The sequence below is a fragment of the Truepera radiovictrix DSM 17093 genome (assembly GCF_000092425.1).
Lineage (GTDB): Bacteria > Deinococcota > Deinococci > Deinococcales > Trueperaceae > Truepera > Truepera radiovictrix.
Map to the genome: position 1 here is coordinate 1,764,517 of NC_014221.1, position 24,252 is coordinate 1,788,768.

The following is a 24,252-nucleotide window of genomic DNA, read 5'->3' on the forward strand; positions in this document are numbered from 1 at the left end:
GGCCAGTTCTGTGCGTGGCTACCGGTATCGTCTCAGCCAGTTTCATCTCGGCAAATGCGTGCAGGTGTTGGGGGCGCGAGGGCAGCTTTGCGCACGTCGTAACGAGCCGAGCAGGCAGTACCCGCTCACTGTAACAGGTTCGCTAGGCGTGCCGCCAAAAGGCCGCGTAACGCTCAGGACGTTCGTCCGAAGGGGCCGCAGACGCCTCCGCGCAAGGTCAGGACGTGCGGCGGGGCGCTGGAGGGTGCGGCCATGGGTTCAAGGTAGCACAAGCGCCCACCGCTCGCGGAGCGTCAAACGCCTGAACGTCGGTGGCACCGCGTTCGCTCCCTGCCCCAGCTACGGGGCGACGCGGGGGGCGAACGCAAACGGCAGCAGCGTAGCGCCCCGCTCGCTCAGCGCCCCCTCGACCGCCGCGCGCCGCCCTTCGGTGCAGAGAAAGAGCAAGCAGCCGCCCCCGCCCGCACCGCACGCTTTTGAGCCCAGTGCGCCGGCTCGGTGCCCCGCCTCGAAGAGCTCGTCGAGCCGCGGCGGGACGAGGCGCGCATCAAGACGGCGCGCCGCCTCGCGGTTTTCCGTCAGCACCTCCGCCAATGCCTCGAGGTCACCCGCCAGGAGCGCGTCGCGCGCGGCGTAGGCGCTGTCGCGCAGTCCCCGCACGGTCTTTCCGACCTCCCCTTCGCCGCGCCGGTAGCGTTCCCACACCCTTTCGTGAGCGTCACCCGAGGACGACGAGACGCCCGAGTAGGCGAGCACGCAGCGCGCCTCGAGGGCGCGCAGGGTCGCTTCGGGAAGCTCCAAGGGCTCGACCTCCGCCGACGCCTCCGCCCCCGAAAAGCGCAACAAGTGCACGCCGCCTAGAGCGGCCGCGTACTGGTCCTGCTTCCCGCCCGCCTCCCCGAGCAGCTTCTCCAGACGAAACGCCCGCTCGGCCAGTTCGGTTGGGGGTGGGGTGTCGCCGATGAGCCCATGCGTCAGCCGCAGCCACGCCACGTTGATCGCCCCCGAGGTGCCGAGGTGGGCGTCTGGCGGCAGCGCCAGGTCGTACTCGAGGCGCAAGCCCCCTTCGTCCCAACGCGCGCGCCCCTCGACGTAGCGCGTGATGGCGGCGTTGACGACCGCGCCCCCTTCGCGCGCGGCGAACGCGGGTACGTCGGACCACCCGCCGGCGAAGTCGATCCGCGTCGGCACCCGTACCGTGACCTGCCAGCGCGGCTCATGTCCCCTGTCGGTGCTGCGTTCCATGGCGGCATTGTAGGGCACCCGTAGGGCTCTGCGGCCGAGCTCCCCCTCACGCACCGCATAGACCGCGTGGTGACCCTGACGCCCCCTACCGGCCCCCGAAACGCCCGTCGACGGCTCGAGCCTTCGAGCGGCCGCCCAGAGCGCAGGGAGGTCCCGAAGGTATAAAGGTATACTGCGCCCGTGCATCTGGTTGCCCTCATCACCCAGGACTACGCGCTGCGCCAGGCGCTCGCGCAGTTTCGCAAACCCAGCCTCGGAGTGCTTTTGCACCCCGTCACGCCGACCGAGTTCGGGGCGCTCGCGAGCGCCCTTGCGCCGCTCGACTTTCGCGGCGCTTTGGTGCTCGACCCCAACTTTCACGAGGCGGCCTTTCGGGTCGCGCTGCGCTCGTCGCTGATCGCCCAAGAGACCGGCGCTGCGGACGCCTTGACCGTCTCCTACGGCGGGCTCATCGCCGAGTACACCCTCGGACGCGCGGCGCTCGCCGCCCTCCAGAGCAAAGGGTGGGACGCGCGCGGCGCGCGGGTCGTGGTGGTGGGTTCGGGGGCGCTCGCGCGGGCCGTCTGCCGCGAACTCTCGAGCCTCGGCGCGGCGCACCTGACGCTGCTCGCACCCGACATCCCGACCGCCGAACGCACCCTCGGGGTGCTCGCCGCGAGCACCGAGTGCTCGCCGCGCTCCTACCGCGACCCCCTGCTCGGCAGCCACCTGATGCGCGCTGACCTGCTCGTGCGGCTCGAGCCGACGTTTGAGGTCGACGACACGCACCTCGGACCGCACCTAAGCGTCCTCGACTTTTCACCGGAGCCCATGAGCCGCCTTCGCCAGGTCGCGCGCGACGCGGGCGCGATCGCTCTGAGGAGCCGCGACGTCGAAGCGCAGCAGATCGCTCTGGGGCTCGAAAACATCTTGGGGACGCGGGTCAACCCGAGCGACTTTCTCGGGGTGCTGCACTCGCTGTAGCCTGCCGGCGCCCTGCGGCGGCCCCAGGCGGCTCTCACAAACAGCTGGTATCGCTCTATGCGTGTGGAGAACTCCGTATCGCTTCGTCCAACGACCACCGGGCTGTCCAGGTGACCGCGCGCGTGCGTAACGCCCTCCGACGCGGGGGGGGGCGCGCGCTCGTCTGGCTCCTCGCGCTCGCCGCGGGCGCGGGGGCGTGGGCGCAACCCCTCTTCGCGCTGCCGGGAGCCACGGCGCACGAAGCGCAAGGGAGCGTCACCGTGACCTACGCGGGGCGCACCCTGGCCTACACGCCCGGCTTGGGGTGGCTCGGCGAGGGTCTCGCGGCCTCCGCCGCAGCGCCCGTGCTCGACCAAGGCGCCGTCTACCTGCCGGCGGAGGCGCTCGCGGCGCTCGGGGTGACGCTGCCGCGCCTGACGGGGGTGCGCTCGAGTAGCGGCAGCGCGGTGCGCATCGTCTTCGACCTCGAGGGGTTGAGCGAGGGCGCGCTCGAACGGGTGCGGCGCACCGGCGCGGTCGGCCCGCAGGAGCCGCTCACCCTCTTTCTGCCACCCCTGCTGCTCCCCCGCGACCTGCCCACCCAGGTCGCAGGGATCGCGCTCGCCGTCCGTGCGGAAGCCAAAGGGACGCGGCTCGAGCTGCGCGGTCCCGCCTTCTCTTTCGAGGCGTTTGCGCTGCGCGAACCGAGCCGCGTGGTCGTCGACCTGAGCGCCGATATCGCAGCCGATATCGCAGCCGGGGTCGACGTCGGTGACGAAGCCAAAGTCGAAGCCGACGTCAAAACCCCTGCCGCAGCCGACGCCCAGCTCGACCTGCGCGAGCGCCTCCTCTTAGGCCTCACCCCCGAGGCGCCGAGCGCGACGCGCACGCTCGCTCCAGGGGTGACGCTGCGGCGCTTTAGCCACCCCACGGTCGCCGGTACGAGCCGCGTCGACCTCGTCGAGATCGCCCCCGGCAGCGGGCGCTTCGAGGTCGTGCAGGCGCCCGCGGGGGCGCAGGTGCTGAGCGACCTCGCGGCGGGGGCGCTCGTCGGCCTTAACGCGAGCTACTTCAACACCCAAACGGGCCAGACCATCGGTTTTCTGAAGTCAGCGGGGGAAACGCGCTCGCTGCCGACGCGCAACCGCGCGGCCATCGGCTTCGGCTTCGGCCGCCCCCTCATCGGTCGGCTGCAGGCCGAGCTGCGCTTTTCGCTTAACGGCCACCCCTACCGCCTCCCGCAGACGGGCAAGGTGGCGCTCTTTACCACGCCGGGCGAGACCGTCGGGAGTCCGCGGTGGGGAGCGCTCGTGGTGCGCGGGGAGCGGGTTTTAGAGAACAAGGTCGGGCCACGCACCGTGCCGCCGGGGGGGTTTGTCCTGTCGTACGCGCCGGAGGAGCGCCCCCTGGCCCTCCTCGACGCGGGCGACCGTTTAAGCTTCGAGCTGCGGCTGACGCCGCGGGCGTTCGCCTTTGCGCCCGAGGCGGTCGAGGCCGGGCCGCTCCTCGTGCAAGGGGGGAAACCCGCTTACACCCCCGAGCTCGAGGCGTTCGACCCCCTCGACCCCAACAGCAACGTCAACCGCCGCACCACCCGCGCCGCGGTCGGCGTCCGCGACGACGGCACCGTGCTGCTACTCACCGCTACCGAGCTCACCGCCGCCGAGCTCGTACCGCTCTTTCTCTCGCTCGGCGCCGAGAGCGCCTTGCAGATGGATTCGGGTGGCTCGAGCACGCTCTTTGCCGCCGGCGAGGTGATCAACCGCCCCGCCTTTTCCCAGCGCCCCATCGCCTCCGCCATCGTCTTTTCGCCTGCCGCGACCCCGGTCGCCGCGCGTGACGAAACGGCGCGCGAAAGGCACGCGGACTAGGTTCTGTTGCCCTTCGTGCGCCGTCCAACCGCTCTATCGCCCAACCGGCGAGTAGCCTGCGGCTGGTAGCTTGTGGTTCACGGGCCATGCGTGACGAAGCCCCTGCCAACCCTATGCGCCCACCGGAGAGGAGAAGCCGTCAACGGCCTCACGATAGCCGGCACCGGGTCCGGTAGAGTAAGGGGGTGCTGAACAACGCCAAGCGGTCTTGGGGCCGGCTCGCAGCGCGGGTGCTGCCGCGGCTACTGTTACCGTGGCTGCTCGGATGCGGCGCCGCGTTCGCACAGTTCGAGGTGGAAGTCGAGGTGGTCTTCGGCTTCGAGGGTGAGATCGTCGCCGACGCCTGGAACCCCGTACGCGTGAGTTTGCGCGACGCGCCCGACGCCGAGCTGCTCCTTGAGCTCGACCGCGGCACGCTGCGCGGCGGCGAACGCTGGCTGCGTTTTCGCGCCCCCTTAGCGGGCGGCGGTGGACGCCGCACCTTTGAAGAGGTCATCTTCATCCCCGCCTGGCAGCAGTTCGTGTGGTCGGTGCGCACCCCCGACCGGGTGCTCGCGAGCGGGAGCGTCGAGCGGCGGCGCCTCGACCCGCGCCCCCTGCACCTGGTGCTGTCGCGCACCCTGGGCGCCGAACGCGACCTCTTCGACGCCGACGCGCGGGTGCTCGAGGTCTACGGGGCGCTGCCGGAGCGCGCGAGCGCCTTTGACGGGGTGGCCACCGTGGTCGTCGGCGACACCTTGACCCCCTCCTCGCCCGCCGCGCTCGCCGCTGCCGCCGCCGGCGGCAGCACCGTACTGCTCTTAGAGCCCACCGGCAACGCCCCGCTCCCCGAGGGCTACGACGCCCTCTTCGGGGCGCCCCTGCAGCGCCTAGGGGCGGGGTGGCTCGCGCGGAGCGAACGCGAGGAGGCCGCGGCGCTCCTCGCGGGCTTGCCGCGCCTCGAGCGGCGGACGCTCGAAGCCGCCCTGCTCACCCCCGACCTCGCCGCTCCCCCCCCGCACCTGCCCCCCAGCACGCTCCTCTGGGCGCTCTTCGGCTACGCCCTCGCCGCCCTTTTGCTGGTGCGCTACGGGCGCCTACCGGGCCTCTGGAGCGCGCTGCTGCTCGCCACCGTGGGGAGCTTGGCGGGCTTTTGGGCGCTGCGCGGCGAGGAAGTGGTGCAGGAGCAGGCGCGCACGCTCGTGCTCGCCGGCGGCCCCCTGGCGCAACGGCTCGAGGGGCGCGGCCTCTTTTCGCCCGCGCGGCGCGACCTGACGCTAGACACCGAACGTTACGGCCTCCTCTACCCGCTCGACGAGGTGGCTTCGCCGCGCACGGTGCCCCCGAGCGCCGTGCCCACGCTGAGCCCCTCGGGGCTCAGGCTGTCTCTCGGACGCTACGAGGCGCTCCTCCTCGCGCGCCGCCCCGAGCTCGAAGACGCCCGCTTCTACTGGCGCGGAGATGAACTCATCAACGCCGGCAGCCGCGCTCTTGAAGACCTCTTTATCCTCGGCCGCGGCCAGCAGAAGGCGCTCGCGGCGGACTCGAGCCTCCGCCCCGAACTCGGCGACAACCTCCCCCCCGACGCCTACACCCCGCTCTTACCCCACCTCCCCCGCGGCAGCGCGCTCGCCCGCGACGGCGACCTCGTCCTCGTGGCGCTCCCTACGGTTAGCGGCTCCAGCCGCCGGCCTAGCGGCCGTGACCGCTCGGTTAGCGGCTCCAGCCGCCGGCCTAGCGGCCGTGACCGCTCGGTTAGCGGCTCCAGCCGCCGGCCTAGCGGCCGTGAGTACGAAGTTGCGCGTAGCGACCGCTCGGTTAGCGGCTCTAGCCGCCGGCCTAGCGGCCGTGACCGCTCGGTTAGCGGCTCTAACCACCGGCCTAGCGGCCGTGACCGAAAGAGGCTGCCGTGAACGCGCAGCAGGCGCCCGGAACGGGTCTTGGCGACCTGCTAACGCGCGGCGATACGCTGCAGCTGCTCATGGCCTTTTTCGGCCTCCTGCTCTTTGCCGTCGCCATCACCTGGCCGACCGCGCCGGGGCCCAACGACAGCTGGTACACCCTCGTTCAGGTAAAAGCCGGCGCGCTGCTGCTGTTGAGCGTCGGTTACGGCGGGAGCGTCGCGCTGGCGCCCCGAGCGGCAAGCTGCGCCGCGCTGGGCGTTCCGCTCGTCTTTTGGGCGCTGGGGCTCCCCTTCGAGCTCACCACCTACGCCGCCACGCACCCCGAAGCGCCCCTCTGGTGGTCGCTCGTCACGAGGCCGCTAGGGGTGCTCGGCTACTTCGGCGTCGGCCTCGTCTGCGGGCGCGCGCTGGCGCGGGCGCGGGCGGCGCTGCCGCTCATCCCCCCCCTCGTTTTGGTCGGCACGATCAGCTTCGACGTCTGGCTCGGACGCGCCGTGCTGAGCCCGGTCGCGGTCGCGGGGGGGGTCTCGCTCCCGCACGTCGGCGCCATGGCCCTGCTCGGCGGCCTGACGCTCGTTCTGCTGACGCGCGCGCCGGCGCACCCGGCGGGGCATAATGAGATCCATGCAGATTAGACCGAGCCAGCGGCAGACGCCGGGGCCCTACCCCCCGCGCGGTGGACCCCTCCTGCACGAGCAGCTCGCGCAGCGGCGGCGCGCTGGCGCGCGCCTCCTGCGGGGGGGTGGCCTCGCGCTCGCCACCTCGCTCGTCGCCTGGGCGCTCGCCGCGCCGCTGCCCTATCACCTCTTGGCGCTCGCGCTCGCGTTCGCGCTCGGGTACCTCTGGCGCCCCAAACGCACGGACGAGCGCGCCCACGCCTGGGCCCTCAGCTGGATCGACGCGCAGTCGGGGCTCGCCTACCGCACGGCGCTCGAGCTCCCCCCCCAGGAGGACCCTTACGGCCTCGGGGCAGCGGTGCGGCGCCGCGCCGAAGCGAGCGCCAAACGCCTCGCGCCCCCCCCGACGCAGCCCTGGTGGCTCCCACTCGTGGTGCTCGCCACGCTCTTCGCGCTCCTGCCCGCCTTACCGGTGCCCAACCTCGGGGCGCCACTCAGAACCCCCTTCGGCACCCCCTCTACCCCTCATGGAGGCGGTGACACCCCTGCCCCACCCCCGCCGGAGCCTTCGACCGCCGCAGAACCCTCGGAGGAGGCGTCCGCTGCAACCCCCTCCGGTCGCGCCGCGGGCGATCCGGTTGCGGAGGAGACGCCTTCAGAAGCTCGCGTCGGGGCAGGTGCGGGCGGCAGCGGCGAGGCGGGCGCCCCGTCCGGCGAGGTGGGTGAGGCGGCAGCGCTCGAGCGCTACCTCAGCTCGCTCGCCGAGCTCGAGGCGGCCGAAGGTGCCCCCCAGACGCGCCCAACGAGCCCCTTCGGCAGCCTCGGCGCGCCCCCCGACGACCTCTCCCCCGAGATGCGCTTCGGCGACGCCGAGACCCTCGACGGCCGTGACCTAGCGGACGCGCAGCGCGGCACGGAAACCGCCCCGCCCGAGGAGGCGGCCTCGGAACCGTCGGCTGGCGATACCGGCGGCGACGAGGCGGAAGGCGGCGGGGCAAGGGACGACGCCGGACAGGCGGGCAGCGCGGAGAGCGCGGCCGGGGAGGCAGAAGACGGCTCAGGCTCGGGCGAGGGGTCTGCCCCCCAAGACGCCCCCGCAGCGCCACCTCCGGGGGGGGCGGGGGCCGAGGGCGCACCCTCGCCAGAGGCCGGTGAGGAGGCGGGGCTGCAGGGCGACGAAGCTACGGGCGACGAGGCGGTCGGTGAGGGCGCGGCGGGGAGCCCTAGCGCCCCCGAAGAGAGCGGCGCGGAGATCGGCGGGGGCGGCAGCGCAGAGACCGCCGGCGACGCGCCGAGCGACGCCGCGCAGGGCGCCGCGCAGGGGGGTGGAGGCGAGGACGCGGCCGGCGAACCCCAGGACCGACTCGGCGATCCCCCCCAAGGACCCCTCCAACGCCTCCCCGGCGTGCGCGGCGAGGACGGCCCCAGCCAGCGCGGCGAGGTGCTGCAACCCGGCACGGAGAACTTCGTACTACCTAGCTCCAGAGAGCCCGCCGAGTACGCGCGCGCCGCCGAGGAGGCGATCCGCGAAGGGCGGTTGCCCCTGGAGTACCAGGACATCGTGCGCGAGTACTTCCGCTAAGGGTCCCGGCTAGCAACTGCTAACGGCCATACATGCGGTTTGAGGCTTTTTGAGATGGCTTACACAGCGTCTACGTAGCTGGGCACCTCTACGACGAACACTACACCGCCACCCTCTCGAAGCATGGCAGCAGCGGCCGACGCCTCTGGCAACAGCGCGCTGCGGTAGATTTATAGCGACGTCGCCACCGACAGCAGCGGCAACATCTATGTAGGTGGCTATGGCTTCGATGGTCTCGACGCCGACTACCTGGTGAGGAAGTACACCCCGGCAGGTCGCGCCGCGTGGACGAGCACGGCCGAACTGAACGTGACCAACAAGCGCGTGAACGCTGGTGAGATCTACGCCGCCGGTGTCACCGACGGCAAAGTCAACGGTAAAAACTTCGGCAACGACGACGCCTCCTCGCTCCGCCTCGACAGTCAAGGCAAACGGGTCTGGGCGCGCTAGGCGGTTAGAGCCCCCAAAAGCCCCGACACCCCGCCGGGGCTTTTGACGTGTTACGCGAGCCGCGCCGCCCCCCTCGTCACCTGCGTGAGCGCCTCCCGCAGCGCCCCCTCGTCCTCGGCGAAGAGCGTCACGCGCAGCTTAAGCCCCGCCGCCGTGTACGCCGGTTCCCCCTTGACGAGCCCCGGCCAGTCGTTTAAAAGGCGGTGCACCGCGTCGAGGTCGCTAAAGGGCGCGCAGACCGTGCGCGAGACCGTCTCGCGAACCTCGGCGCACCCGGCCTCGTCGAGCGCTCTAGCGAGGCTTCCGCCGTACGCCCGCACGAGCCCGCCGGCGCCCAACTTGGTCCCGCCGTAGTAGCGCGTCACGACGGCGAGCACGTGGTCCAGACCGCGCTTTTGCAAAACCTCGAGCATCGGCCGCCCCGCTGTGCCCCCCGGCTCGCCGTCGTCCGAAAAGCGCACCTCCGGGCCGACGCGGTACGCATAGGGGTTGTGAGTCGCCTCGGCGTGCTCGGCGCGCACGGCCGCGAGGTGCTCGAGCGCCTCCGCCACGCTCGCTACCGGCGTCACAAAGGCGATAAACGCGCTTCCCTTGACGAGCTCCTCGCGCCTCCAGGCTCTCGCTACCGTCAGGTAACCCACCCCGCTACTCTACCCTTTGCCCAGCGCGTTTTCAGCTCGTGCTACACTCGCCCCATGCGCCCGCTTCGCCCTCAAACCGCGCGATGTCGCCCGGCCCAGCCCGCGACCTTTCGCCCTGCGTTTTGAGGCGCCGGTCGCGGGCACCATCGCCGACGCGCGCACCCTAAGGTCAGCTATCCCGACGCGTCCGCAGACGACGATGCCCGCACGACCATAACTCCGCGATGAGGACAGTTTTTTCATGCCTGCAACCCCCCTACAGCTCTACAACACCCTGACCCGCCGCAAAGAGCCCTTCGAACCAATCACCCCCGGTCACGTCGGGATGTACCTGTGCGGCCCCACGGTCTACTCGGAGCCCCACCTGGGGCACGCGCGCGGGCCCATCTTGTTCGACGTGCTGCGCCGTTACCTCGAGTACCTCGGTCTGCGCGTGCGCCTAGTCACCAACATCACCGACGTCGGGCACTTAACGGACGACGCCGACGACGGCGAGGACAAGCTCCTAAAGCGCGCCAAGCTCGAGCAGCTAGAGCCGATGGAGATCGCCGACAAGTACTTCTGGGCCTACTTCGACGCCATGGCCAAGCTCGGCGTGCGCCGCCCCGACATCACGCCGCGCGCCACGGGGCACATCACCGAGCAGATCGCGATGACGCAGACCCTCTTGGAGCGCGGGCTCGCGTACGAGCGGGGCGGCAACGTCTACTTCGACGTCTCGGCGTGGGAGACTTACGGCGAGCTCTCGGGGCGCAACGTGGACGACCTCGTCGAGGGCACCCGCATCGCCACCCGGAGCGACAAGGACGACCCGCGCGACTTCGCCCTCTGGAAGCGCGCCGAGGGCGGGCACCTGATGCGCTGGCCGTCGCCGTGGGGCGAAGGGTACCCGGGTTGGCACATCGAGTGCTCGGTGATGAGCACCAAATACCTGGGCGACGCGTTCGACATTCACGGCGGCGGCTTGGACCTCATCTTTCCGCACCACGAGTGCGAGCTCGCCCAGGCGAAAGCGGCGGGCAAACCCTTTGCGCGCGTGTGGCTGCACTTCAACATGGTGACGCTAGAGGGCGAGAAGATGGCGAAGTCCAAGGGGCACTTCGTCACGCTCGAGGAGCTCTTTAGGCGCTTCGACCCCATCGCCGTGCGCTTTCACCTGTTGGGCACGCACTACCGCTCGGTCTCGGACTTTTCCGAGGCGAGCTTGCGGGCCTCCGCGCAGGGGCTCCGGCGGTTGCGGGAGGGTTACGCGGCGCTCGCGCGGGCGGTCGAGGACGGAGGTGACGAGGACGCGGACCCGAGCCCCTACCGCGAGCGCTTCGAGGCGGCGATGAACGACGACCTCAACACGGCGCAGGCGCTCGCGGTGCTCTACGACGCCCTTCGCGAAACGAACGCGGCGCTCGCGCGGGGCGCCGACCAGGCGACGCTGCGCGCCGCCAAACGCTTTTTTGACGACGCCGCGGGGGGCGTCTTGGGGATCCTCGGGGGTGCGGCGGAGACGCAGGGCGACGCCGAACTCGTCAGCGGCCTCGTGGAGCTCATCAGCGCGCAGCGGCAAGAGGCGCGGCTGCGGCGCGACTTCGCCACCGCGGACGCCATCCGCGAGCGCTTGGCGGCGCTCGGCATCGTCCTCGAGGACACCCCGGACGGCGTGCGCTGGAAGCGGGGGGTGCCCAAAACCGAGGCGGAGACGCTGTAGCAAACCCGAAGCCACCGGCCAAGCCAAAAACTTTATAGGGGGCGCGCGCAGCGGGCGGTAGAGTGCCCGCGTGCCCCCGACGCCCTCCCCCCTGCTCGCCCTCGCGTTTACCCCGGGCCTGGGCCCGCGCAAGCTCAAGGCGCTCCTGGAGCACTTCGGCGACGCCGCCTCGTTGGCTGACGCCTCCGCCGGGGCGCTCAGGGAGGTCGAGGGGGTCGGCCCGAAGCTCGCCCAGACGATCGTGGCGTTTCGCGCCGAGGGGGAGCGCAGAGCCGCCGAGGAGCGCGCCCGCGCCGAGCGGCTGGGAGTGCAGCTCCTCACGTTAGATGACCCCGACTACCCGGCGAGCCTGCGGGGGATTTACGACCCGCCACCCGTGCTCTACGTCCGCGGGACCCTGCCCGCGCACCTGCAGGGCGACCTGGACGCGGTGCGCGCGGTGGCCGTGGTCGGCACGCGGCGCGCGAGCCCCTTTGCCCTCGAGCTGAGCCGCGAGATCGCGCGCGAGCTGGCCCGAGCCGGCGTCGTGGTGGTCTCGGGGCTCGCGCTCGGGGTCGACACCGCCGCGCACGAGGGCGCGCTCGAGGCTGCGCCCGGCGCGACGGTCGCCGTGCTGGGCTCCGGCGTCGACCGGCCCTACCCGGCCCAGAACGCGCGCTTGGCGCGGCGCATCGCCGACGGTGGCGGGGCGGTGGTGAGCGAGTACCGCCTCGGCACGCCGCCCCGCGCCGAACACTTCCCGGGGCGCAACCGCATCATCAGCGGGCTCGCGCGCGGGGTGCTCGTCGTCGAGGGGGGGGTCACGTCGGGTGCTCTCATCACCGCCGAGTTCGCGCTCGAGGAGGGCCGCACCGTCTTCGCCGTCCCCGGCCGCGCCCGCGACCCGCGCGCCGCGGGGCCGCTCGAGCTCCTCAAGCAGGGCGCCGTGCTGACCGAGCGCGCCGACGACATCTTGAGCGAGCTCGGGTGGCGTCGGGCGCCGAGCGCGCCCCCGAAGCGCGACGCGCCGGAGCTCACCGGCCTCCCCCAGGAGCTCCTCACCGCCATCCGCCAGGGGGGCGAACCGCTCCTCGACGACCTCGTCACGGCGACCGGCAGAGCCGCCCCCGAGCTGCTGAGCGCGCTGATGACGCTCGAGCTTAAGGGCCTCGTCCGCAGCCTCCCGAGCGGGCGTTACGCGGCGCTGTAGCGCCCTTAACCGCAGAACACCGCGCTCGCGCGCGCTGCCAGCGTCACCTCGAGCACCCCTTCGACCGCGACCTCGGCGCCGTCAAACAGCGACCTCAGGCGCGTTGCGGGTCGCCCCAGCGCGTCCAGCGGCAGCGCCACACGCGTCTGCGGTCCCCGGTTGAGCACCACCACGACGAGCTCCTCACCGAGGATGCGGGCGAACGCGTAGACGTCCCCGCGCGCGTAGAGCTCGGCGAAACCGCCCTCCTGCAGCGCCCTGCTCCCGCGGCGCAGCGCGATCAGCCGCCGGTAGTGCGCCCGCAACCTTTCGTCCCACGCCGCGTCCCAGGGAAACGGCCGGCGGTTGTCGGGGTCGTGACTACCCTCCAAACCGACCTCGTCGCCGTAGTAGAGGCACGGCACGCCGATGTAGGTCAGTAGCGCCGTCGCGGCGAGCCGGTGCAGGGCGGTGTCGCCGCCCAGCTCGGTCTGCAGGCGCGGGATGTCGTGGCTGCTCAGGAGGTTGAGCTGCGAGAGCTGGTGCTCGAAGGGCAGCTTCGCGCGCGCGCGGGCGAGCATCGCCCCGAGGTCGGCGGCGTCGACGCGCACCGGGTGGGCGCGGTGGTCGCGCCCCGTCAAAAAGGCGCGCAGCGGCGCCGTGAACCCGTAGTAGTTCATCGCGCCGTCCTCCTGGTCGCCCTGGAGCCAAGGGGTCGCCTCGAAAAAGTGCTCCCCCAACACGTACGCCTCGGGGTTCTCCTCGCGCACCGCCCGGCGGAAGGCGCGCAGGTAGCGGGCGTTGTTGCGCGCCCCCGGGCCCTCCCCGATCATGTGCGCGACGTCGAAGCGCCACCCGTCGATGCGGTAGGGCGGCCGCAGCCAGACGCGCAACAGGGCGTTCTGGTCACTGTACACGCGGCGCTGCACCTCGGGGTGGGCGAAGTTGAGGACGGGCAGCGTCGCGACGCCGAGCCAGCCGTGGTAGGGGTCGTCCGAGCGCACGACGCCCTCGGCCTCCAGAACGTCCTCTCCCCCCTCCGCACCATCTTTTACGAAGGTGTAAAAGCCGCGCGTCGGGGCCTCCGGGTGGCCGTAGGCGCCCGGCTCGAGCGCCTCGCCGTAGCGGTCGAACCAGGGGTGGCGCTCGGAGGTGTGGTTGACGACCGCGTCGAGCACGACGCGCATCCCGCGAGCGCGCAGCGCCGCGCAGAGCGAGGCGAAGGCGTCGTTGCCGCCGAGGTGCGGGTCGACCTGGAGGTAGTCGACGGTGTCGTACTTGTGCGAGCTCGGCGAGGTGAAGATGGGGTTTAGGTAGAGCGCCGTGACGCCCAGGTCCTGCAGGTAGGGCAGCTTGGCGGTGATCCCCTGGAGGTCGCCGCCGTAGAACTCCCGCGCCCCTTGCCCCCGGACGGGCCGCTCGTCCCAGGTTTTGGCCACGACGGGTTTGCCCTCGTAGCGATAAGCGCCGCTCGAGACGTTGTTGCTGGGGTCGCCGTCGCAGAAGCGGTCGGGGAAGATCTGGTAAAAGACCGCCGACCACACCCAACGTGCGGGGACGTAGCGCGGGTTCCAGCGGAAGTGCAGGTCGCGCTCGGGAGCGTGCGGCGTCACACCCGCCTCGCTCACCCAGAGCTGCGCGCTCTCCAGCACGACCTTAAAGGCGTAGCGCGTCACGGGGTCGGCGGGGTTGAGGCGCAAGGGGCCGGACCACCGCTCCCAGGGGCCGTGCGCGCCGACGGGCTCGAGCTTCGAGAGCAGCTCCTCGTTGTTGGGCTCGCTGCGGACGTACACGCAGACGGGCTGCAAGGCGCGGGGCAGGCGGAGCGAGACGGTCGCGCGCCCCTCGTGCAAGCAGCGGTCGGCGAGGGGGTAGTGCAGCACGTGTGGGGCGAGCGCGTGAGGCGTCGGGTGCGGCGGGTGCATGCGCCGCACCCTAACACGCCGCCACCTACGCGCTCACCCTCAGGGCGCCACGACCCGTGATGACCCGTGATGGCCCGTTACGACCACACGGCCAACACCCGCGCCGGCCCCCCCGACGCGCCCGCGACGGCAGGTGCGCCGACGAAGACGGTCGCGCCCAGCGGCGGCAGGCGGCCGAGGTTGGCGAGGTTCTCCAGGCCCCACAGCCCGGCGCCGAGCACCGCGACGTGCGCGTCGAAGCGCGTCGCCGCGCCGATATCGAGCGAGGGGGTGTCGACGCCGACCCCGACGATGCGGCGCTCGCTGACGAGAAACGCGGCCGCTTCGGGGGAGAAGCCCGGGAAGTGCAGCGTGCCCTCGGCGTCGGCGTTTAAAAACGCTCTGGCGTCGCCCGCGCGGGCGTCCCACCCCGAGTAGAGAAAGACCGCCGCGCCGTCTGGCAGGGGGCCGTGCTCGGCCTCCCAAGCGGTGAGGTCGTCGACCCCTAGGGCGGTGTCGGGATCCGCGGCCGCCCGCTCACGGAGGTCGATGACGGCGACCGGCGCAAGCAGGCTCTCGGGCTCGAGCCCGTCGGCCGCGACCCCGTTCGCGATAAAGTGCGCGGGCGCGTCGAGGTGCGTACCGGTGTGCTCGGCGAGGTCCCAGCGGTTGGCGAAAAAGCCGTCGGCTTCCACGTCGAAGAGCTTCGTCACGCGCATGGGTTCGTAGGCGGGAAACACCGGAAAGCGCGGCGAGAGGGGGTGCGTGAGGTCCTGCACGTGGGCAACACGCAGGTTGGCAAAACGCAGCGTGCGGGCCGCTTGCGCGCGGGTCGCTGCCGGAAACGCCCCGGCGAGCGCCGCCCCCGCCCCGAGCTTGAAGAGGTCGCGGCGGCTCAGCGCCTGGTGAACGTGCCGTAAAACGCCGGGTGGACACATACCAACCTCTTAGCGGCCCCGCCCCCGTAACGCGCGCCACCCGCCAAACGGGCGCCCCTCGCCGCGCCGACCGGACGGGTCCTGCCCAAAAGTATAGGGGCTGGCGCGGCCGCCTACGCGAACGCTTTGCGGTAGGCGTCCAAAGCGGGTGCGCCGCCCAAATGCACGTAGAGCACCCGGCTCCCCGGGGGGATCTCCCCCGAACGGGCCAACCCAATAAGCCCCGCTAGCGACTTGCCCTCGTAGACCGGGTCGGTGATCATCGCCTCGAGCTCGGCACCCATGCGAATCGCCGCTAGCGCCCCCTCGTCCGGGACGCCGCAAAGGGGCCCGGCAAAGCGCAGCTCGAGGACGTTCGTCCTCGTCTCCCGCCCCACCCGCTGGGCGGTCTGGCGGGCGATCTTCGCGACGGCGGCGCGGGTCATCCCGGGGTTGGCGGCGGCGCCGAGGCCGACAGCCTGCGAGGGCCACACCCCCGACGCCGGCGCTCCCCTACACTAAGGTCATGGTTGACTCGGTGCGCCCCCTCGAGGCCCTCGCCCACTGCCCGCTCTTCGCCAAACTCCCCGAGGACGACCTCGCGGCGCTCGCCGCGATCGCGCAAGAGCGCCGCTACCCCAAGGGGGCGGTGCTCTTCTGGGTGAGCGAAAAGCCCGAAGGGCTCCACATCGTCACCTCGGGTTGCGTCAAGACCTTTATCCTGTCGCCGCAGAGCGGCCGCGAGGTGATCTTGGCGCTCGAGCGCCCCTTCGCCGCCGTCGCCGACCTCGCGCCGCTCGACGAGGGGCTCTCCCCCGCCAGCGCGCAGGCGATCGAGCCCACCACCACGCTGCTCCTCGAACAGCACGCGCTGATGGCGGTGCTGCACGAACGGCCCGCGATCGCCCTGCACCTGTTGCGGCGGGTGGGGCGGCGGCTGCGCCGGCTCGTGTGGCTCGTCGAGCAGCTCTCGTTTCAGGAGGTCGTCCACCGCTTGGCGGGATACCTGCTCGAGCGGGCCGAGCAGGGGGTGCCGTTTGCGCTCGAGACGAACGTCAGCATCGCCGCGCAGCTCGGCACGGTGCCGGAGCTCGTCAGCCGCAACCTCACGCGGTTGCAGCAGACCGGCGCGGTGCAGCTCGAGCGGCGCACCGTCGAGCGCGTCGACGCGGCCGCGCTGCGCGAGTTGGCGCGCTCGGCGAGCCGGTAGCGGCGGCCACCTAGGTCATGGCGCCCACCCGACGCGGCACGTACCTTAAAGACGGTTCGCCCAGCACGCGCGCGGCGGACCCGAAAGGAGACCCATGCCTCACATCATCACCGAGCCGTGCATCGGCGTCAAAGACAAGTCCTGCGTCGACGTCTGCCCCGTCGAGTGCATCTACGAGGCCGAAGACCAGCTCTACATCCACCCCGACGAGTGCATCGACTGCGGCGCCTGCGTCCCCGCCTGCCCGGTGAGCGCCATCTACCCCGAGGAGGACGTGCCGAGCGAGTGGGCGTCTTATATCCAGAAAAACTACGACCTCGCCGGGGTGTAGCGGCGCGGCCACACCCAGCACCTCGCGTCCGCGTGGGCAGCGCTGCCCACGCGTTTTTAGCGCCTTGGCTCCTCGCCCGGCGCGTGACAGGTCGGCGCGCACGTGTTATGACGGCCTGATGGAGACCTCGGCCCACCCCAACCAACCCCTCTGGGACGACCACCCCTGGACGCCCCTCCCCCCCTTGGAGGGCGAGGTCACAGCCGAGGTCTGCGTCGTCGGTTTGGGCGGCTCCGGCTTAAGCTGCCTGCTCACGCTCCTCGAGCACGGCGTGAGCGCCGTCGGGCTCGACGCGCTCGCCGTGGGGGGCGGCGCCGCGGGGCGCAACGGCGGCTTTTTGCTGGCCGGGCTCGCGCCCTTTTACCACGACGCCGTCGCCCGCTTCGGCCGGGAGCGCGCAAAGGCGCTCTACACCCTTACGCTCACCGAGCTCGACCACATAGAGGCGCTCACCCCCGAGCTGGTCCACCGCCCGGGAAGCCTGCGGATCGCCCTCTCCCCCGAAGAAGAACACGACTGCGAGCGCCAGTACGCGGCGATGCGCGCCGACGCCCTGCCGGTCGCGCGGTACCGAGGCCCCGAGGGGCGGGGGCTCCTCTTCTCCACCGACGGCGTCGTGAACCCCCTCGCGCGCTGCCGCGCGCTCGCCCGCCGGGCGCAGGCGCAGGGCGCGGCGCTGTTCGAAAGGAGCCCCGCCCTCGGCCTCTCGGGCACCCTGGTGCGCACCCCCAAGGGGCGGGTGCGGTGCAACGGGGTCGTGGTGGCCATCGACGGGCGGCTCGAGCGGCTCCTCCCCGAGCTCGCCGGCACGGTCCGCACCGCGCGGCTCCAGATGCTCGCCACGGCGCCGACGCACGAGGTTCACTTCCCCCGGCCCGTCTACGCCCGTTGGGGCTACGAGTACTGGCAGCAGCGCCCCGACGGGCGCGTCGCGCTAGGTGGCTTCCGGGACGCGGGCGGCGAGGCCGAGTGGGAGCCCTCGCCGACCGTGCAGGCTCGGCTCGAGCGCTTTTTGCGCGAGCAGCTGGGCGTCCGGGCGCCCATCACCCACCGCTGGGCCGCACCGGTCGGTTACACCACCTCGGGGCTGCCGGTGCTGCGCGAGGTGCGGCCGCGCGTGTGGGCCATAGGCGGCTACAGCGGTACGGGCAACGTCATCGGGGCCCTTTTGGGGCGCCTCGCGGCGCGCCTCGCCCTCGCCCAACCGGCGCCCGAAGCGGCCCTCTTTTAAGCCCGCGCGACCGGCCAGAGCGCGGCGGCCGCCGCGACGACGTGCATGAGCTCGAGCACCACGATCATCCCCACGGGCGCGCCCGGAATGGAGAAGGGCGTAAAGAACATCAGCGTAAAAACGAGCGCCGCGACCGTCCAGAAGACGCGTTTGGGGCGCGGCGTCGCCCAGAGGACCAAGCAAAACATCAGCGCCGCCCCCAACACCCCGATGAGGGTAAAGACGATCACGGGAACCACACTAAAGGGCGCATTGGCGCGCGGCACGAGCACGCTCTGCGGAAACGCCCCGAAGGCGGCGCTGGCGTAAAAGAGGAGCGCGTTCGCGGCGGCCCCCAAGGGGGCGGCGACGAGCGTGTCGCGTAACAGGCGGCGTCTTTTGGGGCGGGCCGTGGCGTACATCGCGCTCCTTTCTGTAGCAGGTGTCAGCTCGTCAGCTAAACTCTCACATCGACAAGCGCCTTGAAGCAAGCGCCGCGACGATACCGGTAGCAACGGTCGTAACGTTTGGTAGCGCTCCTAGAGCGCGTTGGCCCCCCAAGGAGGTGCCGTGTGAGGGGCACGTGGTCGAACAAGACGATAAGGGTACGGCGTCTATTGTACCGCATCCTCGAGCCGCTCGCAGCCCCCCGCAGGGCGACGTGTATTCCGGATAGAGACCTGTGACGTGCCTGCTCTACACATGGGCGCGCATCTGTTGTCTACGGTTGTGTACCGGGCTGTATAGTAGGTTGCGTACTTGGGCCCCGTACTTGGCGGCACACGGCGGCGCAGCGCCCGTTCTCGCGCCCGCCGAACGGGTCACGCTGCGCCCTTCTGGGCTGTCGCGCCGTCACCGGGCCGTCAGCTACGCGCGCCGCACCGAACGAGAGCGGCCTCTGAGCCCACCCGTCTGCGGGTCAGGGACCAGCGCGGAGCGCTCTACCCCAGCTCCCCCAAGACGCCCAACGCCTCGTCGTCCGAGACGCGCGTGTCGCACTCCTTTTTGCGCGTCGCCCAGGCTGGAAAGGGAAAGTTGAGCATCATCGGCTGCGGCACGTCGGGTTGGTGCACGATCATCGTGCCAGGCGCCAAGATGGTCGCGCGGCCCAGGTACGAGCGCGGCATAAAGCGGTACTCGGCGCGTTCGCTCTCGGCCGCGTCCAAGCGCCCGACGACGCGCACGGCGGCATTACCCACCACGCGGCGCTCGACCTCGCTGGCGGTCTGCTGCGCTCCGATCAGGCTGATGCCCAAACTGCGCCCGCGCTCGGCGATGTCTAAAAGCACGTCCTTGATGGGCGAGTCGCCCTCGGCGGGGGCGTACTTGTTGAGCTCATCCAACACCACGAAGACCTGACCGCGGCCGCTGCGCGCCTCTTGCGCCTCGAAGACGCTGCGCAGCAGCACCCCCACGACGAACATCTGCGCCAGGGGCGCGAGGTCGTGAATGTCGACGACGTGCACCTGCTCGGGGCTCCCCAAGATATCAAGGCGCGCGCGCGCCGCCTCCCGGGCCGAGAGGTCGCCGCGCACGAGCGCCCGCAGGTGCTTGGCGGCCCCGCGCAAACGGCGGACGAAGGCCTCGCGGGTCGCCCTGGCCTGGTTCGCCGTCCAGCGGCGGTCGCCCCCCTTGCCGTCGTCCCCCTCGGCGTCTTTGAGGAGCAGCTTGTACTCTAGGTACGACACCAGGTCGTCGAACGTTTTCAGGCGCGCTCTAGGGCCCAGGCTCTCTACCGACACCTCCTCGTCGGGGTCGATGCGCCCGCGCCCGTAGAGGTCGCGCGACCCCTCGGGCACGAAGCCCGCGTCCTCGTCCTCGACCTCGAGGTGCGGGCCCCGCTGCGCCTGCGCGAGCGCGTAGAGCCGCTCCTCGACGTGCGCGACCAAAAAGCCCAGGTTGGTCATGGCGTCCTTGTCGGCCAACACGAAAGGCAGCATCCGCTCGCGCGCGAAGTCGTGCAGCGTCCAGAGGTACGGCGCGACCCCCTCGCGGGTCTTCGTGCTCGCCTGCAGGGTGCGCCCTTCGGCGGCGGGGGCGTGCAGACCGACGCTCTCAAACGGGCGCGTGGGGAGCCCCAGGAGGTCGTAACGGGTGCGCGCCGAGCGGTGCTTTTCCTGCCACTTGCGCTCGGCCTCGGCGAACGTGCGGTTTTTCTGGTCCAAAAAGAGCAGGTCTTCGCCCTTGACGTTGAAGATGAGCGCTTTGGAGCCGTTCGGGTTCTCGAGCAAGCTCGCCCCCGTCTTGGGGTGGCGCGCGTGAAAGATGCTAAAGAGCAGAAAGAGCGCGTAGGAGGTTTTCGTGGCGATCCCCGAGATCCCCGAGATGTTGATGTGCGCGCCCTTTTGGCCGCTGATAAAGTCGTAGTTGAGGTACCCCGGCTCGCCGTTACGCAACACGCCTGCGGGCAGGGGCGCCTCCATGCTGTCGACGTAGAGCGCCTTTTCGAGCGCCGCTCCGGTCGCCGCGAAGACGCGGTCGCCGGGCGTCGGGGGGATGTAGTCCTCGGGTTCGACGCGGGTCACGAGCACGTGCGCGGCGTAGGCGACGTTGGCGGGCAGGAGCCCCTCGGTGACGAGTTCGGTGTCACCGTCGAACTGCACCCCCTCGAAACGCCGCCGCACCTCGTCGACGACACCGTAAAAGCGCACCGTGTCGCCCGCCTCGGCGGGGTCGGCGACGGCGACGTAGACGAGGTCGTCGAGCTGCACCTTGACCCCCTCGGCGACGCCGAACCAAAACGCCAAGGGGGTCGCGTCCTCGGTGCCCAAAACCATCCCGATGGGCGCCGTGTCCGGCGCGCTGCGGTCGTGGCTCACGCTTCGCCCCTCCTCACGGTGCGTGGTGCTCGCCGCGCCCCCTCCTGGGCTACCCCTTCTTGCTGTGCCAGGTGCCGCATCACCCGGCGGCGGATCACCTGCGCGCTCCCCATCCGCCTCGCGAGCTCGCGTTCAAGCGCGCGGATGGGCAGCAGCTGCTGCGGCGCGCGCGGGTCCTGGTGCTGGCGGCTCGCAAAGCGCGGCAGCGTCAAGCAGCTCCAATCGGCGAGGTTCTGCGCCCACGCGAGGCGGCCCTCGGCGTTCGGCCCCGCGTAGGCTTGCAAGCGCACCATGCCGGCGAGGCTGTAGAGCCAGGGGCGCGGGTCGCGCAGGCGCACGAACCACTCGAAGTAGCTGTGTTCGGGGTCTTGGGTCCGCACCAGGTAGAGGGGTGAGCGCTCGCCCTGCTCGAGCGCGCGCACCACGTCGAGCTCCCGTTCGCCGACTTTGGGTTCGAAGATGGTCTTGAGGTACCCCACCACGTTCGGCTCGCCGCCCACGAGCGGGCGCGGCCCGTCGCAGATCACGAGCGCCTCGGGGGAGCGCGACAGGAGCCGCGAGGCGAGCTTTCTCTCGGCGGCGAGCATCTCCTGCTGCACGCGCCGGATCACCGCGTCCGAATCGCGCTCGTCGGTCTCCAGCACGGCGTACTCGAGCTGGCCCAAGCACGAACGCGTTGCGGCGATCACGAAGGGCGCGGTGCTCTGCCCGCTGCTTAGGGCGCACACCCGTTTGACGAAAAGGGTCTCGGGGTCGCACAAAAACGCCGCCGCGCGGTCCCCGCGCGCGCAGCACGAGACCACCCCGACACCGTAGGAGCCGAGCGCCCCGAAAGCGACCTGCGCCGACCCCTCCTCGAGCAAGACGCGCGCCTCGACGCGGCGGCTGCCGTCTAGAAAGAAGAGGTCGCGCCAAAGGGTCTCGGCGCGCGCCGGGCGGATGGGGCGCCACGCGTCGCACTCGCAGCGCACGTCCACCCCTGCGCGCGCCTCCGGGGAGCTTTCGGCGTGATAGGCGGTGTTGTACTCCATCGCCCAAGGGTCGAGCCTGAGTCGCATGGGTTAGCTTACCGTAGCTGCCCGCGCGGGTGACACCCCGTAGCGGGGCCGACGCCTACTCCTCGCGGGCGGGCTCGAGCCGCAGCGTCCCCACGGCCCCCTCCGCCACCGCCGCGCGGTCGGTGAGCATCGGCAGGTATTCGACGTCGCGCCACTTTGAGAGCAGGTTCCGGTAAAAGGGCGAGAAGACGTTGCCCGACTGCCCGGTGGGGTGCATGAAGCGGCTGCGCTCCAGGTCTGACAGGTCGTAGAGCGCTCGGTACCCCGGCCCCGAGGTCTGCGCCGCCCCCTCGCGCGCGAGCGCGTAGCGCGCGGCGTTCACCGTAAACGCGTCGCCACCATTTGGGATGCGGAGGTTGAAAAGGCGGCCGAGGGGGGTGTTGGCGAACACCAGGTGATCGTGGTCGGCGTAGTGCACCTCGCCCCAACGCCAGCGGTCCGGGTCGGCGCCGTAGCGCTCGCGTAGCCGCACCGACGCCTCGGTGAGGGCGCGCGCGGCGAGCTCGTCGCACGTCTCGCGCCGCGGCGTGCGCACGTCGTCGCACCAGCGCTCGCTACGCGCCAGCACGTGGCGCATCAAGAGCGGCCGGAACTCCCAGAAGTCCTCGAAGAGCGCCCCCAGCTCGTCCTCGAAGACGAGGCGCGTCAGGGAGCGGTACCACTCGGAAAAGACCAGCGGTTCGGGGCGCTCGGCGGCCATCTCGCCGTCCCACCTTAAGAGCAGCTCCTGCAGCGCCCGCGCCCCCGCGTCCTCGACGGGGGCGGTCAGGAGCACCGGTAAAAACTCCGCCGCCATGCGCGAGTGGACGTCCGCCTGCACCGCGCGAAAGCTCCCGAGGGTGTGCTGCGGCTGCCCCGCGAGCAGCAGCTCGATGCGCTCGGCGCGGTACGGCTCCGCCCAATCGTGGGTGATGAAGTGCGGGTAGTCGTCGCCTACGAGCTTGTGGTTGGCGGTCATCAGCTGCCCCGAGGGGGGATTCAGGGCGTGCGGCAGCTCCTCGAAGGGGATGAAGCCCGTCCAGTCGTAGTCTCCCGTCCAACCCGGCACCGGCACCAGCCCGTCGCCCGAGGCCCGGATCGGCACCCGGCCGGGGGCGTACAAGCCTATGTTGCCCTCGATGTCGGCGTAGACGATGTTCTGCTGCGGCGCGTGAAAGTCGCGCAGCGCCTCGACGAAATCCTCCCAGGTGCGCGCGCGGTTGAGCGCCAGCCCCGCCTGAAACGTCCGGTCATCCTCGCGGAGCGCGGTCCAGGCGAGCGTCAGCACGTACGCCTCGCCGGAAAACGCCGCGACCTCCTCGGCGGCCCCTACCACGTCGGAGATAACGGGCCCGTGGCGGCTCTCGCGCACCCGCACGACGACGTCCTCTTGGCCGCGCACGCGGATCACCTCGAGCCGCTCCTCGAAGGGTTCAAAGCCGCCTGGCGTCTCGTAGCGCGTCGGGTCATCCGGGTCGAGGCGCTCGATAAAGAGGTCTTGAACGTCCGGCCCGGTGTTCGTAAAGCCCCAGGCGATGCGGTCGGTGCGCCCCAACACCACGAAGGGCAGCCCCGGCAGGGTGGCCCCGATCACCTCCAGGTCTGGCGCGGAGAGGTGCGCGAAGTACCAGAGCGCGGGGGCCTGCAACCCCAAATGCGGGTCGTTGGCCAGCAGCGGCGCCCCCGTCGCGGTGCGCGCACCCGAGAGCACCCAGTTGTTCGACCCCGCCCCCGGCGGCAGCGGTTTGAGCGAAACGGCCCAGAGGCGGTCTAAGGGCAGCTCGCGGTAGAGCGCGGAAAAGTCCGGCAGCGCGACCGGCGCGTCGCCGGGGTAGGGCGGCCACAGCTCGGCGACGCGCTCCGGCGGCAGCAGGCGCAGGAGCCGCGCCCGCAAGAGCTCGTCGTCCCAGTTGCCGCCCAGGTCCCAGGCCATCATCTTCATCCAGACGAGCGAGTCCGCGGGCGCCCAGGGCTCGGGCTCGTAGCCCAGGATCAAAAACTCCGGCGGCAGCGCCCCGCGCCGCGTCGTCAAAAAGGCGTTGACCCCTTCCGTGTAGGCCCCCAGCGCCCCCCGCGCCTGCGCCGAGAGGTTCGGCAGCGTGCGCTCGGCGACCCGGTAGACCCCGAGCGTCCGCAAAAAACGGTCGGTGTCCACGGTCGCTTCGCCCAGCACCTCGGAGAGCCGCCCCGCCCCGACGCGCCGCTGAAAATCCATCTGAAAAAGCCGGTCCTGCGCGTGCACGAAACCGAGGGCAAAGAGCGCGTCCTCGGTGCTCTGCGCGTAGATGTGCGGCACCGCGTACCGGTCGCGCACCACCTCGACGGGTGCGCGGAGCCCGGGCAGCGTCAGCGTCCCGCGCACCTGCGGGAGCGAGGTGCGCAGGTAGAAAAACGCCCCCAACAGGAGCAGCAAGAGCAGCGCCAGCGTCCAGGTAACGACGCGCACAAACCAGCGCGCAGCGGAGGGTGAGGAGGGTGACGTCTTCACGTTTGCGTGACAGTTTAACGCACGTCACCCCCGACGCGAGGTGCCGCCTGACCACACCGCCGTCACGGCGACGCGCCCTAGCGAACGCCGCGCAAACTTGCCATCAAAAATCATACGCGTTAGTTTATGTAGACAGTTTACGATAGACCCAACCCCAGGGGTCACCCTCGAGGCGTGTGGTTTTGTCGTGACGTCTTCTCATCGCTTTGTGAGGTCTAGGATGAAAAGCCCAACG

General features: G+C 71.2%; 20 protein-coding genes. 11 read left to right on the forward strand and 9 right to left on the reverse strand.

Going from position 1 to position 24,252, the window contains the following annotated elements:
• Positions 1–339: 339 nt before the first annotated feature.
• Entirely contained in the window at positions 340–1,245 is a 906-nt protein-coding gene (locus TRAD_RS08125) for a GHMP family kinase ATP-binding protein (RefSeq protein ID WP_148221210.1), read from the reverse strand.
• 180 nt (positions 1,246–1,425) lie between these two features.
• Between TRAD_RS08125 and TRAD_RS08130 the strand changes: the two genes are divergently transcribed.
• The 6 genes from TRAD_RS08130 (at position 1,426) to TRAD_RS08155 (ending at position 8,590) form a co-directional block, all read left to right on the forward strand.
• Positions 1,426–2,208: an NAD(P)-dependent oxidoreductase gene (locus TRAD_RS08130; RefSeq protein ID WP_013178127.1), complete on the forward strand. Its 783-nt coding sequence runs from the start codon at positions 1,426–1,428 to the stop codon at positions 2,206–2,208.
• A gap of 122 nt (positions 2,209–2,330) precedes the next feature.
• Entirely contained in the window at positions 2,331–4,058 is a 1,728-nt protein-coding gene (locus TRAD_RS08135; RefSeq protein ID WP_185095150.1) for a phosphodiester glycosidase family protein, read from the forward strand.
• Positions 4,059–4,243: 185 nt separating this feature from the next.
• Entirely contained in the window at positions 4,244–5,950 is a 1,707-nt protein-coding gene (locus TRAD_RS08140) for a hypothetical protein (RefSeq protein WP_013178129.1), read from the forward strand.
• The gene (locus TRAD_RS08145) at positions 5,947–6,576 is read left to right on the forward strand and encodes a hypothetical protein (RefSeq protein WP_013178130.1); all 630 of its coding nucleotides are present in this window, start codon (positions 5,947–5,949) and stop codon (positions 6,574–6,576) included. The genes TRAD_RS08140 and TRAD_RS08145 overlap by 4 nt, the downstream gene beginning before the upstream one ends.
• Entirely contained in the window at positions 6,566–8,140 is a 1,575-nt protein-coding gene (locus TRAD_RS08150) for a hypothetical protein (RefSeq protein WP_041947200.1), read from the forward strand. Before TRAD_RS08145 ends, TRAD_RS08150 begins: the two co-directional genes overlap by 11 nt.
• Positions 8,141–8,392: 252 nt before the next feature.
• Entirely contained in the window at positions 8,393–8,590 is a 198-nt protein-coding gene (locus tag TRAD_RS08155; protein ID WP_013178132.1) for a hypothetical protein, read from the forward strand.
• 50 nt (positions 8,591–8,640) lie between these two features.
• Here the strand turns inward: TRAD_RS08155 and TRAD_RS08160 are convergent, their stop codons facing one another.
• Complete coding sequence (locus tag TRAD_RS08160; protein WP_013178133.1) at positions 8,641–9,231, reverse strand: IMPACT family protein; 591 nt, start codon at positions 9,229–9,231, stop codon at positions 8,641–8,643.
• A 241-nt stretch (positions 9,232–9,472) separates the two neighbouring features.
• Between TRAD_RS08160 and cysS the strand changes: the two genes are divergently transcribed.
• Both cysS and dprA read left to right on the forward strand, forming a co-directional pair.
• A complete protein-coding gene (cysS, locus tag TRAD_RS08165; protein WP_013178134.1) occupies positions 9,473–10,933 on the forward strand; it encodes a cysteine--tRNA ligase in 1,461 nt (486 codons plus the stop codon).
• A gap of 70 nt (positions 10,934–11,003) precedes the next feature.
• Complete coding sequence (gene dprA / locus TRAD_RS08170) at positions 11,004–12,122, forward strand: DNA-processing protein DprA (RefSeq protein ID WP_013178135.1); 1,119 nt, start codon at positions 11,004–11,006, stop codon at positions 12,120–12,122.
• A gap of 5 nt (positions 12,123–12,127) precedes the next feature.
• On the opposite strand, the gene malZ is transcribed toward dprA, so the two are convergent.
• The 3 genes from malZ to TRAD_RS08185 form a co-directional block, all read right to left on the reverse strand.
• Positions 12,128–14,026 carry a maltodextrin glucosidase gene (gene malZ, locus TRAD_RS08175; RefSeq protein WP_013178136.1) on the reverse strand — a complete coding sequence of 633 codons (1,899 nt, stop codon included), beginning with the start codon at positions 14,024–14,026 and terminating at the stop codon, positions 12,128–12,130.
• Positions 14,027–14,103: 77 nt separating this feature from the next.
• Entirely contained in the window at positions 14,104–14,943 is an 840-nt protein-coding gene (locus TRAD_RS08180) for a cyclase family protein (RefSeq protein WP_013178137.1), read from the reverse strand.
• A 113-nt stretch (positions 14,944–15,056) separates the two neighbouring features.
• Entirely contained in the window at positions 15,057–15,416 is a 360-nt protein-coding gene (locus tag TRAD_RS08185) for a PALP domain-containing protein (RefSeq protein WP_041947201.1), read from the reverse strand.
• A gap of 32 nt (positions 15,417–15,448) precedes the next feature.
• Here TRAD_RS08185 and TRAD_RS08190 point away from each other — a divergent pair, with 32 nt between their 5' ends.
• The 3 genes from TRAD_RS08190 to TRAD_RS08200 all read left to right on the forward strand — a co-directional run bounded on the left by TRAD_RS08190 (position 15,449) and on the right by TRAD_RS08200 (position 17,694).
• The gene (locus TRAD_RS08190; protein WP_013178138.1) at positions 15,449–16,132 is read left to right on the forward strand and encodes a Crp/Fnr family transcriptional regulator; all 684 of its coding nucleotides are present in this window, start codon (positions 15,449–15,451) and stop codon (positions 16,130–16,132) included.
• Between the two features lie 94 nt (positions 16,133–16,226).
• Positions 16,227–16,463: a ferredoxin gene (locus TRAD_RS08195; RefSeq protein ID WP_013178139.1), complete on the forward strand. Its 237-nt coding sequence runs from the start codon at positions 16,227–16,229 to the stop codon at positions 16,461–16,463.
• A 118-nt stretch (positions 16,464–16,581) separates the two neighbouring features.
• On the forward strand, positions 16,582–17,694 hold the full coding sequence (locus tag TRAD_RS08200) for an NAD(P)/FAD-dependent oxidoreductase (RefSeq protein WP_013178140.1): 1,113 nt from the start codon (positions 16,582–16,584) through the stop codon (positions 17,692–17,694).
• Here the strand turns inward: TRAD_RS08200 and TRAD_RS15255 are convergent.
• From TRAD_RS15255 to TRAD_RS08220, 4 genes are all read right to left on the reverse strand, one after another.
• The gene (locus tag TRAD_RS15255) at positions 17,691–18,095 is read right to left on the reverse strand and encodes a DUF6069 family protein (RefSeq protein WP_013178141.1); all 405 of its coding nucleotides are present in this window, start codon (positions 18,093–18,095) and stop codon (positions 17,691–17,693) included. The two genes, TRAD_RS08200 and TRAD_RS15255, sit on opposite strands and share 4 nt — an antisense overlap.
• A gap of 519 nt (positions 18,096–18,614) precedes the next feature.
• On the reverse strand, positions 18,615–20,450 hold the full coding sequence (locus tag TRAD_RS08210; protein ID WP_041947808.1) for an ATP-binding protein: 1,836 nt from the start codon (positions 20,448–20,450) through the stop codon (positions 18,615–18,617).
• A gap of 38 nt (positions 20,451–20,488) precedes the next feature.
• Positions 20,489–21,550: a hypothetical protein gene (locus TRAD_RS08215; RefSeq protein WP_013178143.1), complete on the reverse strand. Its 1,062-nt coding sequence runs from the start codon at positions 21,548–21,550 to the stop codon at positions 20,489–20,491.
• A 55-nt stretch (positions 21,551–21,605) separates the two neighbouring features.
• Complete coding sequence (locus tag TRAD_RS08220) at positions 21,606–24,017, reverse strand: penicillin acylase family protein (protein ID WP_221401582.1); 2,412 nt, start codon at positions 24,015–24,017, stop codon at positions 21,606–21,608.
• Positions 24,018–24,252: the final 235 nt, after the last annotated feature.

Excerpts from the sequence above, each read along its gene's own strand:
- TRAD_RS08125 (WP_148221210.1), bottom strand. The coding sequence starts at position 1,245 with ATGGAACGCAGCACCGACAGGGGACATGAGCCGCGCTGGCAGGTCACG.
- TRAD_RS08150 (WP_041947200.1), top strand. The coding sequence starts at position 6,566 with ATGCAGATTAGACCGAGCCAGCGGCAGACGCCGGGGCCCTACCCCCCG.
- cysS (WP_013178134.1), top strand. The coding sequence starts at position 9,473 with ATGCCTGCAACCCCCCTACAGCTCTACAACACCCTGACCCGCCGCAAA.
- malZ (WP_013178136.1), bottom strand. The coding sequence starts at position 14,026 with ATGCACCCGCCGCACCCGACGCCTCACGCGCTCGCCCCACACGTGCTG.
- TRAD_RS08180 (WP_013178137.1), bottom strand. The coding sequence starts at position 14,943 with ATGTGTCCACCCGGCGTTTTACGGCACGTTCACCAGGCGCTGAGCCGC.
- TRAD_RS08190 (WP_013178138.1), top strand. The coding sequence starts at position 15,449 with ATGGTTGACTCGGTGCGCCCCCTCGAGGCCCTCGCCCACTGCCCGCTC.
- TRAD_RS08195 (WP_013178139.1), top strand. The coding sequence starts at position 16,227 with ATGCCTCACATCATCACCGAGCCGTGCATCGGCGTCAAAGACAAGTCC.
- TRAD_RS08200 (WP_013178140.1), top strand. The coding sequence starts at position 16,582 with ATGGAGACCTCGGCCCACCCCAACCAACCCCTCTGGGACGACCACCCC.
- TRAD_RS15255 (WP_013178141.1), bottom strand. The coding sequence starts at position 18,095 with ATGTACGCCACGGCCCGCCCCAAAAGACGCCGCCTGTTACGCGACACG.
- TRAD_RS08210 (WP_041947808.1), bottom strand. The coding sequence starts at position 20,450 with ATGGTTTTGGGCACCGAGGACGCGACCCCCTTGGCGTTTTGGTTCGGC.
- TRAD_RS08215 (WP_013178143.1), bottom strand. The coding sequence starts at position 21,550 with ATGCGACTCAGGCTCGACCCTTGGGCGATGGAGTACAACACCGCCTAT.